12 protein-coding genes are annotated in these 16,782 nt (G+C 59.3%); 7 read left to right on the top strand and 5 right to left on the bottom strand.

The genetic code is table 11. From position 1 onward, the window contains the following. Positions 1 to 166: 166 nt before the first annotated feature. From pdsR to HC757_RS00660, 3 genes are all read left to right on the top strand, one after another. Positions 167 to 859, top strand: coding sequence for a proteobacterial dedicated sortase system response regulator (gene pdsR / locus HC757_RS00670; RefSeq protein ID WP_169562337.1), 693 nt, complete (start codon positions 167 to 169; stop codon positions 857 to 859). Positions 860 to 900: 41 nt separating this feature from the next. Continuing rightward, positions 901 to 3,069 carry a proteobacterial dedicated sortase system histidine kinase gene (gene pdsS, locus HC757_RS00665; RefSeq protein ID WP_169562336.1) on the top strand — a complete coding sequence of 723 codons (2,169 nt, stop codon included), beginning with the start codon at positions 901 to 903 and terminating at the stop codon, positions 3,067 to 3,069. A gap of 127 nt (positions 3,070 to 3,196) precedes the next feature. Continuing rightward, positions 3,197 to 4,375, top strand: coding sequence for a cystathionine beta-lyase (locus HC757_RS00660; protein ID WP_169562793.1), 1,179 nt, complete (start codon positions 3,197 to 3,199; stop codon positions 4,373 to 4,375). 182 nt (positions 4,376 to 4,557) lie between these two features. Here HC757_RS00660 and HC757_RS00655 read toward each other — a convergent pair whose 3' ends face one another. Further along, the gene (locus tag HC757_RS00655; RefSeq protein ID WP_169562792.1) at positions 4,558 to 5,031 is read right to left on the bottom strand and encodes a CreA family protein; all 474 of its coding nucleotides are present in this window, start codon (positions 5,029 to 5,031) and stop codon (positions 4,558 to 4,560) included. A gap of 34 nt (positions 5,032 to 5,065) precedes the next feature. Continuing rightward, a complete protein-coding gene (gene yegD / locus HC757_RS00650) occupies positions 5,066 to 6,508 on the bottom strand; it encodes a molecular chaperone (protein ID WP_169562335.1) in 1,443 nt (480 codons plus the stop codon). A 293-nt stretch (positions 6,509 to 6,801) separates the two neighbouring features. Here yegD and ppk1 point away from each other — a divergent pair, with 293 nt between their 5' ends. Together ppk1 and HC757_RS00640 are read left to right on the top strand one after the other, a co-directional pair. After that, positions 6,802 to 8,943: a polyphosphate kinase 1 gene (ppk1, locus tag HC757_RS00645; protein ID WP_169562334.1), complete on the top strand. Its 2,142-nt coding sequence runs from the start codon at positions 6,802 to 6,804 to the stop codon at positions 8,941 to 8,943. 41 nt (positions 8,944 to 8,984) lie between these two features. Beyond that, on the top strand, positions 8,985 to 10,496 hold the full coding sequence (locus HC757_RS00640) for a Ppx/GppA phosphatase family protein (protein ID WP_425313937.1): 1,512 nt from the start codon (positions 8,985 to 8,987) through the stop codon (positions 10,494 to 10,496). Between the two features lie 89 nt (positions 10,497 to 10,585). Here HC757_RS00640 and trhO read toward each other — a convergent pair whose 3' ends face one another. After that, on the bottom strand, positions 10,586 to 11,569 hold the full coding sequence (gene trhO, locus HC757_RS00635) for an oxygen-dependent tRNA uridine(34) hydroxylase TrhO (RefSeq protein WP_169562332.1): 984 nt from the start codon (positions 11,567 to 11,569) through the stop codon (positions 10,586 to 10,588). A gap of 288 nt (positions 11,570 to 11,857) precedes the next feature. Between trhO and HC757_RS00630 the strand changes: the two genes are divergently transcribed. After that, positions 11,858 to 12,526 (top strand): glutathione S-transferase, encoded by a 669-nt coding sequence (locus HC757_RS00630; protein WP_169562331.1) that lies wholly within the window; start codon positions 11,858 to 11,860, stop codon positions 12,524 to 12,526. Positions 12,527 to 12,594: 68 nt separating this feature from the next. Here the strand turns inward: HC757_RS00630 and HC757_RS00625 are convergent, their stop codons facing one another. Together HC757_RS00625 and HC757_RS00620 are read right to left on the bottom strand one after the other, a co-directional pair. Then, a complete protein-coding gene (locus HC757_RS00625) occupies positions 12,595 to 14,355 on the bottom strand; it encodes a SulP family inorganic anion transporter (protein ID WP_169562330.1) in 1,761 nt (586 codons plus the stop codon). 139 nt (positions 14,356 to 14,494) lie between these two features. Further along, complete coding sequence (locus tag HC757_RS00620) at positions 14,495 to 15,103, bottom strand: LysE family translocator (protein ID WP_169562329.1); 609 nt, start codon at positions 15,101 to 15,103, stop codon at positions 14,495 to 14,497. Between the two features lie 93 nt (positions 15,104 to 15,196). On the opposite strand from HC757_RS00620, the gene HC757_RS00615 reads away from it, so the two are divergent. Continuing rightward, on the top strand, positions 15,197 to 16,594 hold the full coding sequence (locus tag HC757_RS00615; protein WP_169562328.1) for an aminotransferase-like domain-containing protein: 1,398 nt from the start codon (positions 15,197 to 15,199) through the stop codon (positions 16,592 to 16,594). Positions 16,595 to 16,782 lie beyond the last annotated feature (188 nt).

The raw sequence follows: 16,782 nt of genomic DNA, 5'->3' as shown, positions 1-16,782 counted from the left end.
TCGATGAAGTCATTAAACATCAAGCAGATGGCAACGGCAGGGAAGAAAGAAGGCGGTTCGCCTATCAATAGTGGCAACAAAATGGCAATTGCCGCGCCCCTCTTCAATCCCGGATAAAATCCTGTATAGTCACGCCAAGTTCAGCAATGCCAAGTGGAATACCAGGATGAAACGTATCGCCATAGTGGAAGATGAAGCGGCCATTCGAGAAAACTATAAAGATGTCTTGCAGCAGCAGGGCTATAGCGTACAGACCTATGCCAATCGCCCCGAGGCGATGCAGGCGTTCAACACCCGGCTGCCGGATCTGGCCATCATAGACATAGGCCTGGGTCATGAGATCGACGGCGGCTTCGCCCTATGCCAGTCGCTGCGGGCGCTGTCGAGCAGCCTGCCGATCATTTTCCTCACCGCCCGCGACAGCGATTTCGATACCGTCTGCGGCCTGCGCCTGGGCGCCGATGACTACCTGAGCAAGGATGTCAGCTTCCCCCACCTCATCGCCCGTCTGGCCGCCCTGTTTCGCCGCTCCGACGTCGCAGGTACCCAGGCGAGCCAGGATAACCTGCTCGAGCGGGGGCCCCTGAGCATAGACAGCAACCGCATCAGGGTGCTTTGGGAGCAGACTCCCATAGAACTGACGGTGACCGAATTCTGGATGGTGCATGCCCTGGCCAAACACCCTGGGCATGTGCGCAGCCGCCAGGAGTTGATGCAGGAGGCCAAGATATTTGTCGATGACAGTACCATCACCTCCCATGTGAAACGCATCAGGAAGAAATTTATCGCCGCCGATCCCGCCTTCGACTGCATAGATACCGTCTATGGCATGGGCTACCGTTGGGATTCCCAGGGCTAGTATGTACATGTCGCCCGTTCACTCAGGACCTCAGCTCCAAGATGCTTAATCTGCCCATAGGCCTGCGCACCAAGGTCGTCATACTGTCGCTATTCCTGCTATGCCTGCCCTGGCTTGGCTACCAATATGTGTGGGAGATGGAAAAATACCTGCGCCAGGGCCAGGAGCGCACCCTGGAGGGCACCACCCAGGCATTGGCCACCGCCCTGCATGAGAGGCCCAAGCTATTCGACAACCAGGCGAGCTTCCTCAACAGGGTCGAGAAGAGCCGGGATCTGTATGCCTATCCGCTGAGCGGCCCCATCCAGCTCGACGGTAAGCTGGTCGACTGGCAGGGCTACAGCCACAGATTCATCAACTATGGCCAGTCCCATCTGATAATGCAGGCAGATGAGGATGCCCCCCTCAACCTCAGCTTCACCCATATGGTGGGCAGATACGGCGGTTATCTCTACGGCTTCTTCGACGTCACAGATCCCAATGTCGTCTACCGCGGCCGCAAGGCCCTCAGCGTCGACCATAACGATCATCTGACCCTGGCAACCCTGGCTCCGGACGGTCAGTTCAGGCGCTATATCATAGCCACCAGCAGGGATGGCTGGATCAGTGCCTTCGAGCTGCCCGCCAACCCGGCACGCTCCACCCCGGTCAGCCCAGAGGTGCGCATTCAGGGCCAGTGGCGCAAGACAGACAAGGGCTACAACATAGAGCTCAGATTGCCGCTGGAGATGGTCGGCAGCAAACTCGGCTTCGCCATTTCCGATGTCAACGACAAGCGGCGCCGCAGGGTCGAAGCCATAGTCGGCACCTCCGCCATCGACAGGGCCGATAACCTGGGGACGGTACTGGTACCCTCCCCCGAAATTGAGAACATCATCAAGGGCATGGGCCACAATAGCTCGCGGATCTGGGTGATAGACAACCACGGCCGGGTGCTGGCCAAGTCGGGGGATATTCGCGCCAACAGCAGCGTCTGGACCCGCACCCTGGATGAGGAGGAGGAGGAAGATCTCTGGAGCCTGTTCAAGCGTAAAATATTGCACCCCCTCTATTACCGGGTGCTGACGGCGCCCCCCCAGGACTTTGTCGACTCACTGCAAGACTCCACCGAACTGGATGGCAGTCATATTCGCAAGGCGTTGATCGGCAAGCAAGGTTCCACCTGGCGCCTGACACCGGACAGCAAGGCGGTGATCTTGGCCGCCGCCAGCCCCATCTGGATAGATGACAGGGTCATGGGCGCCGTCGTCGCCGAAGAGACCACCCACGGGATCCGCAGCCTGCGCAATCGCGCATTGGAGAAGCTGTTCAACGTCATCATCACCATCATGAGCATGGGCACCCTGGCGCTGTTCTTCTTCGCCTCCAGCATCTCCAGCCGTATCCGCAGCCTGAGGGACGAGGCCGAAGGGGCCATCGACAGCCAGGGGCGGATCCGCAGCGGCATCAAGGCCTCGAACAACAGAGATGAGATTGGCGACCTGTCGCGCAGTTTCTCCAACATAGTCAGCCGCCTGAGGCAGTACAACCAATACCTGGAAAACATGTCTTCGCGTCTGTCACACGAGCTGCGTACCCCGGTCGCTGTGGTGCGCAGCTCGCTGGAGCACCTGCAGCTGCAGCAGCTGGACGGCGACAGCCAGAAGTATGTCGATCGGGCCCAAGAAGGCGTCAGCCGTCTGGGCATGATACTCAACAACATGAGCGAGGCCACCCGGCTGGAAGAGAGCCTGTCCCAGGCCGAAATGCAGGCCTTTCCCCTGTCCAAGGTGATCTCCGGCTGCATGCAGGGCTACCAGCTGACCTATCCGCAGCAGGAATTTACCACAGAGATAGAGCAGGAGCTGAGGATGCGCGGCGTGCCCGAATACCTGGCCCAGCTGATGGATAAGCTCATCGCCAATGCGCTGGAATTCAGCCAGCCGGACAGCGCCATCCAGGTCAGCCTCAAATCCCAGGGCAAGCAGGCCTGCCTCATGGTCAGCAACAGTGGTCCCGCGCTGCCACAGAACATGGCCGAACAGATCTTCGAGTCCATGGTGTCGGTCAGACCCCATCAACAACAAGCCAAGCCACACCTGGGACTGGGGCTGTATATCGCCCGGCTGATCTGCGTCTTTCACCAGGGGCAGATCCTCGCCCGCAACCGCGCCGATGGCTCAGGGGTGGAAATAGTGATCCACTTGCCTCTGCTCAAGGACAGCCAATAGCGAGGCAGCATGAATAGGCTTCATCTTGCCGGCCTGTTATTCGGCCCGTGAGATGCTAAGATGCCAGCGCAGCAGCCAGACTTTTCGATTCAATCCATGGCAGGAATTAGCGATGAAACAGCATGATATGAAGCAAGACACCAAGATAGTCAGCCTGGGCCGGGACAAGAAGTGGACCAAGGGGGTGATTAACCCGCCTGTGTTCCGGGCCTCGACCGTGGTATTCGAAACCATGGATGACATGCGTCATGCCGCCAAGCATAAGACCCAGGGCGAGATGTTCTATGGCCGCCGCGGCACCCCGACCCACTTCGCCTTTCAGGCGGCGATAGCCGAACTGGAAGGCGGCGTCGGCACCGCCCTCTATCCCTCAGGCGCGGCGGCGATCAGCGCTTGCCTGCTGAGTTTCCTCAAGTCGGGGGATCACCTGCTGATGGTCGACAGCGCCTATGAGCCCAGCCGCGATCTCTGCGACAAGTTGCTGGCGGGTTTGGGCATAGAGACCACCTACTACGACCCCATGATAGGCGCCGGCATAGCGGCGTTGATCCGCCCCAACACCAAGGTGCTGTTCCTCGAGTCGCCGGGTTCGCTCACCATGGAAGTACAGGACGTGCCGACCCTATGCCGCATCGCCCATGAGCAGGAGTTGGTGGTCATGCTCGACAACACCTGGGCCTCGCCCATCAATTGCCGTCCCTTCGACATGGGGGTGGACATTTCCATCCAGGCGGCGACCAAGTACATAGTTGGACACTCGGATGTGATGCTGGGCACGGCCACCGCCAACGCCCGCTGTTGGGATCAGCTGAGGGAAAACAGCTACCTCATGGGGCAAACCACCTCACCCGACGATGTCTACCTCGCCGCCCGCGGCCTGCGTACCTTGGGGGTGCGCATGGCCCAACACCAGAAGAATGCCCTCAAGGTCGCCAACTGGCTCCAGGGGCGCCCCGAGGTGGATCACCTGCGCCACCCGGCATTCGCAACCTGCCCCGGGCATGAATTCTTCAAACGTGACTTCAGCGCCGCCAATGGCTTATTCTCCGTGGTGTTGAAGCATGGGGATCTCGACGCCATCACCGCCATGGTGGAAAACATGCAGCATTTCAAGATGGGCTTCTCCTGGGGCGGCTATGAGAGCCTGATCCTCGGGGTATTCGGCATAGAGAGCATACGCACCGCCACCCGCTGGGATAAGACCAAGCCGTTGCTCCGCCTGCATGTCGGCCTGGAAGATGCCGATGACTTGATTGCCGATCTCGAGGCGGGTTTCGCCCGCTTCAACGCCGCCTTGGCCAGATAACCCGGGCAGCCCGCTCTTACTTGGGGCATCTGACATAAAAAAACCGCCGGCCGGCGGTTTTTTATTCTGGCCCTAGGGGCCTGTTCCCTAGGCTTATATTCCCTAGACTTATATTCTCTAGACTTAGACTCCCAGGGCCTGGATTCTGAGGGCTCATAGGCGCTCAATCAAGGCCTGGGTTCTCAAGGCTTGGGCTCGGGAGCGACCCAGGCTGCCGTGCCATACAAGGGCACGGTCGACAAGGCATGCTTATGGCTGCCGTTGGTTTCCTTGGTGGAGTAAGACAGGTACAGCAGGGTCTGATGCTCCCTGTCGAAGATCCGCCTCACCTTGAGGCTCTTGAACAATATGCTCAACGACTCCTTGAAGACGATCTCGCCCTGCTTGCTGGTATCTATGCCCGCCAACTGGGCCGAGCTGATGGGCCCTGTCTGACGACAGCTGATGCTCATGTCCGAAGGATCGGCCAGATCCAGGTTCGCCTCTATGCGGCTGATGTGGCAGGTCACCCCGGGCAACTTGGGATCCTGTTTGGCATCTATGATCACATCCTTGGTGGTAAACAGCCCCAGGCTGACCTTACCCACATCGTCGCCACAGGCCGACAGTGCCAGACTCGCGCCCAGAACGGCCCCGGCCAGTAATCCGGCCTTCATGCTCTTGCTGCCGATAGTTTCACCTCCCTGCATATCAATACGCCTCGCTCGTTGCTTTGGTGACGGCTAAGTTTGCCGCCGGGGTGACGGGCGTAGCGGCAAACAGCTTCTGCGCCCAAAGGGTCAGGCCGGCGGTGACCGAGCCGAAATGATCGCCCACTACCACGGGCGTCTCTGGGTAGATGGCGGCAATCCTGGCGTAGATCGCCGGGCTCTTGGCCGTCCCCCCCGTCACATAGATCACCTCAGGTGCCTGTCCGTCAGCCTGGGCCAGTGCCTGGTGCATCAGCGCCTCGACCCTCGCCAGCGATGTCTCTATGGCGGCCTCGAACTGGCCGCGGCTCACCTCGACCCGCAACTCTGGGTCCAGATACCCCAGACTGCTGGCGACACTGGCCGCGTCAGACAAATCAATTTTAGCCCGCTCGGCGCTGCGCACCAGCTGATAACCCAGTTGCTCCCGCTGCACCTTGAGCAGCAAGCTTAAGCGCTCCGGCGTTTCGGCCTCTTCCAGCAGCGCCTGGATCAGCTTGCGTGAACTCAGGGCGGCGAACTCCCGCTGGGCACTGATGTCATTGACGGCGACCGCATTCCAGAAAGGCTTGCTCGGCATGGGTTTGCCGCTCCTGGTCTGACTGCCCAGGCCAAGCCGGGGCATGAAAGCCTGCATCGCCAGGGCGATATCCAGATCGTTACCGCCGATACGCTGCCCGCTGTGGCCGAGAAAATCGGCGCTGCGATCCGCTTTATGCCTGTGGCCAGGGCCCATCTTGACCAGAGAGCAATCCGTGGTGCCGCCCCCCACATCGACCACCAGCACAGTCTTGTCCTCGACCAGACTCGCCTCATAGTCCATGCCGGCGGCGAGAGGTTCGAACAGGAAGGCCACCTCGCTGAAGCCGGCACGGCTCGCCGCGACCCTGAGGATAGCTTCGGCCTGACGATTGCTCTCCTCGCCGCCTATGCCCTGGAAGTTCACCGGTCTGCCTATGACGGCATAACTGATGGCCCCCGCCATCTCCCCAGCCTCGGCCAACCTGGCTTCGGCCAGCGTCTTGATGTGCTGCATCATCAGGGTGACTATGTCCTCGAACAGGGCTATCTGCTCCGGCCTCAGGCCCGTGGCGCCGAGAAAGGATTTTGGCGACCGGACATAGAATCCCTCTTCCGGCAGCTCGAGATAGGCTTGCACCGCCGCCTCACCGACAAACACCGCCTGCTCGTCGGCGCCCAGATCCAGCTCGTGGCGCACCATGCGGGCCCGGCTCAACTGAGCGGCGCGCTTGCCGGCATACTCGGCCTTGAGCTCGGCCGGCAGGCCATGGAAGACGGCCTCGGCGATGAGTTCCCTGTCCATGGCGTATAAGGTGGACGGCAGGTAATCCGAATCACCCGACAGGGGCAGGAGCCGCACTTCGGCTCCCTGCATCATGCCGACGGCACAATTGGCACTGCCATAATCAAACCCAATAAACATAGCGAGGCTCCAAAGCGGAAAACCGCGTACCTTAGCATAGTTGGCGCCGCAGCTAAAGCCGCAGCCGGCATGCAAAGTCGCCCATCGAACGCCATGTCACCTGAGTGTCATATTTATGTCGCATTCGTCATCAAACTGACACAATGCCCTTGTAGCTTAATTGCCAGAAGAACCCCTTGGTGCCAGTCACTTACAGCCAAAATCCTCTGCCATGCCATGGGTAAATCCATTGCACAAAGCAGGATGAATGCTATTGTGTATTGCCCCGGACGCTTGCTATAAGGAGCCGTGCAGTGTCGCCCGTCACAGACAAGTTATCGATAGATAAAGAGCTTTCCTGGTTATCCTTCAACGAACGCGTATTGCAGGAAGCCTGCGATCCCCAGGTCCCCCTGGTGGAACGGGTGCGCTTTCTGGGGATTTTTTCCAGCAACATGGATGAGTTTTTCCGGGTCAGGGTCGCGGCGGTGCGCCGGGCCATCCTCATTTCCTCGCTGCAGGATGGCCGCAGCCACAGCCGCCACCTGATGGCCAAGATCCAGTCCAGGGTGCTCGCGCTGCAGGAGCGCTTCGACGCCATCTACGCAGATCTGATGCGTGAATTGGTCAGGCGTAATATTTTCTTAATCAATGAGAAACAATTGAGCGACTTCCACAGCGCCTGGCTCAAGAAGCATTTCAAGGATCAGTTCAAACGCCATATTAGCCCCTTGATAGTCAACAACAGCCGGGATCTGGTGAAACAGATCAACGATGACGCCACCTATCTCGCCGTCTGCCTCTACAGCAAGGAGCGACGCCAGTATGCCTTGGTCGAAGTGCCCACCAAGAACCTGCCGCGCTTCATCGAGCTGCCGACCGAGAAGAGCAAGGCCAAGAAATATCTGATCTTGCTCGACAATATTATCCGTCATTGTGTCGATGAGCTGTTCGGTCCCTTCTTCGAGTACGAGGCCATAGACACCTACTCGATGAAACTCACCCGGGATGCCGAGTTTGACATCACGGATGAACTGGAACAGACCCAGTTGGAGAAGATGACCAAGGGCCTGAAGAAACGCCTGACCGCCGAACCCGTGCGCCTGGTGTATGACAGGGACATGCCGGAACATATGCTGACCATGCTCAAGGACAATCTCAACATCAGCTCCACCGAGTGTCTGATCCCCGGCGGCCGTTATCACAGTTTCAAGGACTTCATCGGCTTCCCCAATCCCAGTCGCCATTACCTGGAAAACGAGAAGATGCCGGCGCTCGACAGTGCGGGCTTCGGGCGCTGCGCCAACAGTTTCGATGCCATCGCCATGGGCGATATCATGCTCAACTACCCCTATCACAAGTTTTCCCATTTCACCGAGATGGTACGCCAGGCGGCCTATGATCCCGCGGTGCGTTTCATCCGCATCAGCCTCTACCGGGTCGCCAAGAAGTCCCATGTGGTACAGTCGCTGGTGGATGCGGTCAAGAATGGCAAGAAGGTCACGGCGGTGATCGAGCTGCACGCCCGCTTCGACGAGCAATCCAACATAGAATGGTCCCGCATCCTGGCCGAGGCCGGGGTGAGGGTGCATCACGGCATCCCCAGTCTCAAGGTCCATTCCAAGCTCTGTCTGATAGGCCGCGAGGAGCAGGGCGAGACCCGCCTCTATTGCCATGTCGGCTCGGGCAACTTCAATGAAGGCACCGCCAGGATCTACACGGATTTCTCCCTGTTTACCGCCAATCAGGAGATCGCTAGGGAAGTAGAACAGGTATTCGAGCTGATCGAGCACCCCTACAGGCGCGATAACTTCCAACACCTTATCGTCTCGCCCTATGATGCCAGGCAGAAGCTCACCAACCTGATAGATCAGGAAATAGTCAATGCCCACGGCCGGATGAAGGCGGCTATTACCCTCAAGCTGAATAACCTCATCGATGAGGCGCTGATCCAGAAGCTGTACGAGGCCTCGGCGGCCGGGGTCAAGATCAGGTTGCTGATCCGCGGCATGTGCGCTCTGATCCCCCGCATTCCCGGGGTGAGCGACAATATCGAGGTCTACAGCATAGTCGACCGCTTCCTGGAGCATTCCCGGGTCATGCTGTTTCACGCCGGCGGCGAGAATAAGCTCTATATCTGCTCCGCCGACTGGATGAGCCGCAACGTCGACAACCGCGTCGAGGTCAGCGCCCCCATCTATGATCCCCGCCTGAAACAGATGGTGATGGACATACTGTCGCTGCAATTCAACGACAACACCAAGGCGAGGATCATCAACAAGGAACAGAGCAATCCCTATCGCAACAGGGGGAATAAACGCAAGCTGCGCTCCCAGGTCGCCATCTATCATTATCTGGTCAACTATGAGAAGCGCCAGCTGCAGGAACTGAAGCAACAGACAGAGGCGCAGGCGCACGACAAGGGCCATGACGTCTTGCTCACCAAGGCGGGATAACAGGCAAGGCCCCGGCGGCCTTGCTATTAAGGTAAATGACATTGGTTAACACACAAGCACAACCCAGGCACTTCGTCGCCATCGACATGGGCTCCAACAGTTTTCATCTGGTGATCGCCCGCGAGCAGGATGGCAGCCTGCAGGTGCTGCATAAGGAAAAGCAGCAAGTTCAACTGGCCCAGGGATTGGACGAGCAGGCCCGTCTCAGCCAGGAGGCCATGGACAGGGGGCTCGACTGTCTGCGGGACTTCAATCAGCGCTTTTCCAGCCTGAGCCAGGCCCAGGTGCGCCTGGTCGCCACCCATACTCTGAGAGTCGCCAAAAACCGGGACAGCTTCATAGAGGCGGCATCCGCCATCATGCCCTACCCGGTCGAGGTGATTTCCGGCCATGAAGAGGCGCGCCTCATCTACAACGGCATAGCCCAGAGCCAGGTATTGGCCAAGCACAACCTGGTGATCGACATAGGCGGCGGCTCCACCGAAGTGGTGCTTGGACAGAGAAACCGCCCTACCCACCTCTCCAGCCTGCGCTGCGGCTGCGTCAGCTTCAATGAACGTTATTTCGACGCCGGCCGGCTCACGGCCGACGCCTTCAAGGCGGCCCAGGCGGCGGCCGACAGGCAGTTTTCCAGCCTGTCCAAGGACTATTTCAGCGGCGACTGGCAACTGACCCTGGGCAGCTCAGGCAGCATCAAGGCCATCTGCGAGGCGCTGCTGGAAGAACATGGCGATGAAGTGGTGACCCTGGCGCGGCTCAAACGCCTCAGGCTCAAGTTGATCGCCTGGGGTCATGTGTCCCATATCCAATTTGCCAACATAGACGATAAACGCACGCCCCTGCTGGCCGCCGGACTGGCGATCCTCATCAGTTTCTTTCGGCGCCTGCCTGTGACCCAACTGGTTTTCGCCCAGGGGGCATTGCGTGAAGGGGTGCTGTACGAGCTGGCCAAGATAGGCCAGTACCAGGACATCCGCCTGCGCACAGTGGACAGCATCGCCAGGCTGTATCATGTCGATCCGGATCATGCCGCCAAGGTCAGGGACTCGGCCATGGCCCTGTTCGAACAAGTCGCCGACGCCTGGCAGCTGCGGGCCCACGCCCGCCTGTTGGCCTATGCCGCCAGCCTGCATGAAATCGGCATACACATAAATTCGAAGGCGGCCCACAAGCATGGGGGTTACATCATAAGCAACAGCGACCTGCCGGGATTCAGCCAGGCGCTGCAGCAGGACTTGGCGCTGCTCATCGCCAACCATTGCAAGAAACCCAACCTCGCCTCACTGGATGAGCTGCCCCAGCCACAGCGCCTGCCCCTGGTGCGCCTGCTATGCCTGCTGCGCCTGGCCGTATTGCTGAACCTGGGCCGCAACGCCCACAGCCTGACCCTGGATAGGGTGCAGGCCGGCAGCCAGGGGCTCAACCTGACCCTGCCCGGCAATAAGCGCAAGCTCAGCCTGTTCCTGAAGGACCTGCACAGGGAGCAGAAGCATATGTCGAGCCTGGGGCTGGAACTCAGCCTCAACCTGCAGGACAAGGCCCTGCGCGACTGATTGTCTCGGGATCACCGTCATAGCCCAAAGACAAAAAAGCCAGTGGCTATACCACTGGCTTTCTTATTTCAGATCGGGAGTTCGGCGACTCAGGCGTTTTGTTCGTTGCGGCTCTTTCTGAGCGCTTCTTTGTGCAAGCGCCGCTCCTCTATCACCCGGTTCACGTCGCTGCCTATGTGGGCCTCGTTGCGGGCCTTGGCCAGTTGCACCTGACGCTCGCGCTCGACGAAGCGCTGACGCTGCTCATCGGAAATCTTGTCTATGCAATGGGGACAGCTCACCCCCTGAACATAGGCTGGGCTCAGCTTCTCTTGCTCTGTGATCGGCATGCGACAGGCATTGCATTGATCGTATTGGCCCTTCTCCAGCTTATGATCCACCGCGACGCGGTTATCGAACACGAAGCACTCGCCTTCCCACAGGCTCTCTTCCTGTGGCACTTCTTCCAAATACTTGAGGATGCCACCTTCCAGATGATAGACCTCATCGAAGCCTTGCTCCTTGAGGAAGGCGGTGGATTTCTCACAGCGGATGCCACCGGTACAGAACATGGCCACCTTCTTATGCTTGGCCGGATCCAGGTTCTGTTTCACATACTCGGGAAACTCCCTGAAGGTCTCGGTCACAGGGTTGACGGCATTCTTGAAGGTGCCTATCTGCACCTCATAGTCGTTGCGGGTATCGACCAACACCACCTCGGGATCCGAGATCAGCGCGTTCCAATCCTTGGGCTTAACATAAGTCCCTACGACCTTGAGCGGGTCTATGCCCTCGACGCCCATGGTGACGATTTCCTTCTTCAGCTTGACCTTGGTGCGGTAGAAGGGCATCTCTTCGTCGAACGACAGCTTGTAGACGATATTGTCCAGGCCATCCTGATCCGCGAGCCAAGCCAGCAGGCCATCTATGGCCGTTTGGGAACCGGCAACAGTGCCGTTAATCCCCTCTTGGGCGAGCAGCAGCGTCCCCTTGATCCCGGCAGCTTCCATCACCTTCAGCAATGGCAGGCGCAGGGCCTCGAACTCGGGCAGGGATACAAATTTATATAAGGCACAGACAACAACTTTCGACATAACTTCCTCTCTGCTGGCTGGAACTTCATTTCCAGTGCATCTTCACTATATTACCCGCTGCGGCCACCACAGGGGCAAGCGCAGCGGGGCTTAAAATCGCGCGACATTCTACCCGAAACCGCCAACAAATGCAGTAATAAATCGGCCCAGACCCGACTCATGCCCCGTTCCTGGCGTCAATCTGGCGTCAATTCGAATATCAATGGCGCCGGCCTGGGGTTATCATGCCTAGGCATGTTACTTTTTCGGTCCAACAGACAGCGACCATGATAGCCATACAGTGAGCCTATGAAGCCATCCCCCCAGACACTGCCCATACTCTACTCCTTTCGCCGCTGCCCCTATGCCATGCGCGCCCGCATGGGCATACTCTTATCCGGCCAGCAGGTGATGCTGCGTGAGATCTTGCTCAAGCATAAACCCGAAGCCATGCTCCAGGCCTCACCCAAGGGCACAGTGCCAGTGCTGGTGTTGCCGCACGCCAAGGTGATAGACGAGAGTCTGGACATAATGCGCTGGGCATTGAACTTGGCGGATCCCCTTGGCGTGTTGCCCCAAAATCCAGAGCAACAGACGCTCAGCGAGACCCTGCTCGAGTGCAACGACAGGGAATTCAAGGCTTGGCTGGACAAGTACAAGTACGCCGACCGGCATCCACAGCACCCCCAGAGCCATTACCGCGCTCAGGGACTGGCGTTCATCGCCCGGCTGGAGCAGGCCCTGGAGCACCAGGACTTTCTCATCTGCGACCGCCCGACCCTGGCCGATTACGGCATCTTTCCCTTCGTGCGCCAGTTCGCCGGCGTCGACAGCCACGGGTTCGCCCAGGCCCCCTACCCTAAGGTGCAACTCTGGTTAGCCGGCCTGCTGCAGAGCCGGGTATTCATCCAGGCCATGGCGAAGTTTCCCAATTGGCTGGAAACCCGCACCGAGTGCCGCTTTCCCGCCGAACTCTGATGCCAATCTCTGACGCCGGACTCTGATCCCAGTTTTTGATGCCAATCTCTGACGCCGCCGGCCCAGGTTCACAGATGGCTGTGGGTGAGTGCCAGTTCATCTTCCTTGATTTTTTGTACCAAAGGCGCCTGACCTTCGGCGAGTGCCTGTTTATAGGCCTGGTTCATCTTCAGCGCCAGATACAGGTCCGGCCTGACCAGTATGCCGCCTTCTCCCGTCGGCAGGCCCGCCTGCTCGAACCAGCTGAGCAACTGCCGCTTGCGCCCCGCCATCACCAGGCGGACGCCGCGCTTCTTCAGCAGCTGCTGCAGATCCCCCAGCATGGCCATCACACTGAGATCCAAATGAGTAAAGCTGGGCACAGCATCTATTATGATGCAATCGACGGGCTCGGACTCACGCACGAAGCGCTCCAGCAATCGACGCTTGAAATAGGTGGCGTTGAAGTAGGTCAGCGGCGAGTTGAAGCGATAGATAAACACCCCGGGAATGGATTTGGCCTTGTCCGTGTCATCCATGCTGCGGATCACCCCCTTGGCATCCAGCCCCAGCACCTGATCCGTCGGCCGGGTGACGGTCAGGAGGAATTGAAACAGCCCGAGCAACACGGCCAGGGTGATGCCGGGGATCACCCCGATGAACAGCACGGCAAACAGGGTCGTCAGCGCCAGCAGGAATGCCGATCTGTCCCGGCTTCTCAGGTGCCAAACCGCCTTGATGTCGATAAGTGACAAAGAAGCCACCACCAGCACCACCCCAAGGGCGGCACTGGGAATGAAGGCCAGCGGCGCGGTGAAAAACAGCGCCACCAGGGCGATCAACAGCGCCGCCAACACAGACACCAGCTGGCTCTTGCCGCCGTTGGCATCGTTGACCGCGGTACGTGAATCGGCGCCACTGATGGCGAAACCCTGGGACAGGGCCGAGGCTATGTTGGCAAATCCCAGTGCCCTGAATTCTTTGTCCGCATCTATGTCGTAACCATTCTTGGCGGCGAAGCTGCGGGCGGTCAACATCATGCTGACAAAGCTCACCATGGCGAGGTTCAGCGCCGGCATCACCAGCTCACGGGCAATGCCCAAGTCGAACGCCGGCGCCTGGAATGACGGTAAACCGCTTCTCACCTCACCCACTGTGACTATCCCCAACTGCTGCAGATTGAATAACCAGACCAGCAGTCCTGCCAGTGCCAGCACACACATGGAGGCCGGCCACCCGGGGCGAAAGCGCTTCAACAACACGAACACCAAGACGGTGACGGCGCTGATCATCAGCGTCGGCCAATGCGTCCTGGTTAAGGCGCCGGGGACATTGAGCAGCCGCTCTATCAGGTAGCCTTTCTCGAAGCTGAAACCGAAAATTTTCGACAGCTGTCCCACTATGATGGTGATGGCCACCCCGTTGAGCAGCCCCATCAGGATGGGTTTGGAAAGAAAGTCCGCCATCACCCCGAGGCGGAAGCGGCTGGCGACCAGGCACCAAAAGCCCGTCATGACAGTCATGGTCATCACCAGCTGCCAATGTTTCAGGCTGTCTCCCCCCGCCAGCGGCGTCACCACGGCGGCAATCACGGCGCAGGTGGCCGCATCCGGGCCGACGATCAACTGTCTGGAGGTGCCGAACAGGGCATACACCAACATGGGCAAGACACAGGAATAGAGCCCCACGGCGGCGTTGACCCCGGTCAACTGGGCATAGGCGATGGCGACCGGCAAGGCGACGGCGGCGACGGACAAGCCCGCCCGCACATCGTCTTGCCACCACTGGGATTGGTAATTAGCTAATTGTTCTAAACCTGGCATAAATGCAATAAGACGAGGAAACGGCACGCTGGACTCTCAAACGAATGACCTCAATAAGTTATTAATATTAGGACGATTCGTTGCGAAAGCCAATGCCATGGCGGCGAGTATTGCAAGTATATTACCGTCGCTTTGCCTCACGGTTTTAGCGCCGGGTCTTGGCGGGTTATTTCACCAGCATGGGGATCGAGACCATCAACAGGCTCGCCATGAACCAGTTGAAATGCCGCCGACGCCGCACTGTGTTGAGCTTCTTGCTGATGGCGGCGCCTATCATCACCCAGGTAAAGCCAGCGGGAAAACCGATCAGATTGAACACCAACAATCCCAGCACGGCGCTCGCCCAATAGCCGTCGCCGCCGAGGGTGAAGGCGCTGCACAGGGTGATGGTCGTCATCCAGGACTTGGGATTGACCCACTGGAACAGCGCCGCCTCACGCAGCGACATGGGGCTGGCATCCTCGGGTGCCCCCGACGCCGCAACCGGCAGGGTGACTATCTTGATGACCAGGTACAACAGATAGGCTACCGAGCCATACTTGAGCAGCTGATGCAACAGGGGCCAGGCCTCGAACAGGGCGCCGAGTCCCAACAGTATCGCCAGGTGCAGCGAGGTCGATCCCAGGCGTATGCCCAGCACATGGGGCACGCTGCGCCTGATGCCAAAGTTGGCGCCCGAGCTTGCCAGCAGGATATTGTTGGGACCGGGTGTCATCGTCATGGTGGCACAGAAGAGCGCCGCCGACAGCATCAGAGCCAAGAGAGAATCGTCCATATCACCCCTTAAATGTATACATACAATAATTGACACAAAGCACATGTTGTGCATATTATCCGGATTATTCTCGGGATCAATGGATTTATTGTCATGGGTACAATGTGGACGCCTTCGCTGGCCGAATTCAGCGGGCCTAAATATCAGCGCTTGCTGAGCGCGCTGGCACAGGCCATACAGGCGGGGCAACTCCCCCCAGGCACCAAGCTGCCGCCCCAGCGACGGCTCGCCGATGCCCTGCAACTCACGGTCGGCACAGTCACCCGCGCCTATACACTGGCGGAACAACGGGGTTATGTCGAGGCCAGGGTCGGTGACGGCACCTATGTGGCCGCCATAGAAACCCCGGCGCACGAACCGGCGCAGGTCAACCTGGCAACCTGTCAGCAGCCGCTGACGGATCAGGTGGCCCAGCTGAGCGATTGCCTGCAGGCGCTGGCCAAGAGCCCGGCCAAGCTCGCCGCCCTGCTGGGGTATCACGCCAATCCCCTGCCCCATCAACAGGCCATATTCCATCGCTGGCTGAGCCGGCGCGGCATACTGCAGTCGCCGCAACAACTTGTGTTCACCCACGGAGCGCAGCAAGGCATATTCGCCATCCTCAATGCCCTGTGCAGCGCCGGCGATACCCTGCTGCACGAGGCCTATTGCTATCCAGGGGTGCGGGTGGCGGCCGCTCAGTTGGGACTCAATACCAGCGGCATCCCCCTGGCCCGGGAGGGGCTGGATCTGGCAGCCTTCGAACGACTGCTGCGTGCCCACAGGCCCAAGCTGGTGTATCTCACCCTCAATAACCAGAATCCGACCTGCATCCAGTACAGCCAGCCGCAGCGTCGCCGCCTGTTGGCACTGGCGAGCGAATACGATTTCTACATCATAGAGGACGACGTGAATTACTGTCTGCCGGAGGAGTGGCAACCGCCGCTGTGGAACCAGACTGCCGCCGCTCAGCCGACACTCAGACCCGAGACACGGCCTGAGGGGCAGCCGGAGAGCCGGGTCATCTATATCGCCAGCCTGTCGAAACTCTTCGCCGGGGGCCTGCGCCAAGGCTTCATGCTGCTGCCCGATGCGCTGATGCCGCAGATCAAACGGGCGCTGCATAGCCAGTGCTGGATGGTGTCGCCGCTCAATGTGGAGCTGGCCTGCCAGCTGCTGGAGCGCGGCGAGCTGCAGTCAGGGCGGGATCAGCTCATCCGCCGGCGGCAGCAGGCCTTTCGCGCCATGGGCGAGCGCCTCCGGCTGCAGCAGAACTGGCGCGGCCTCAACGGCTGGCTGCAACTGCCGGCGCCGGTGAAGGCCCACCACATAGTGACGGCACTGGCGGCCAAGGGCATCCTGGTGCGCAACGGCGACGACTTCAACAACCACGACAACCATATTCGCCTCAGCATTGGCGGTATAGGCAGCGAGGCCCAGTTCACCCACACCCTGGAGACCATAGCCACCACCATCAGCGCCGTCAGCCAGAGCGCCTACTCAGTGGTATGAGGGCCGCCCACGCCGGTTTATTTACACTCGGTGGGGATAAAACTCGCTTGAGCGCCATTGGCTTATCCCTGCCGGACGCTTACTATGTAGCTGTGCATGACCCGCGCTTTAGCAGCAAACTTAGCAGCCATCTTACAACCACCAGAGGTACCAGTGGACTCCCAACCCAGAGATTTAGCCGCTCAATC

It is taken from the genome of Shewanella salipaludis, assembly GCF_012911865.1.
In the GTDB taxonomy this organism is placed as follows: Bacteria; Pseudomonadota; Gammaproteobacteria; order Enterobacterales; family Shewanellaceae; genus Shewanella; species Shewanella salipaludis.
This window is presented reverse-complemented; position numbering and strand designations above follow the sequence as displayed.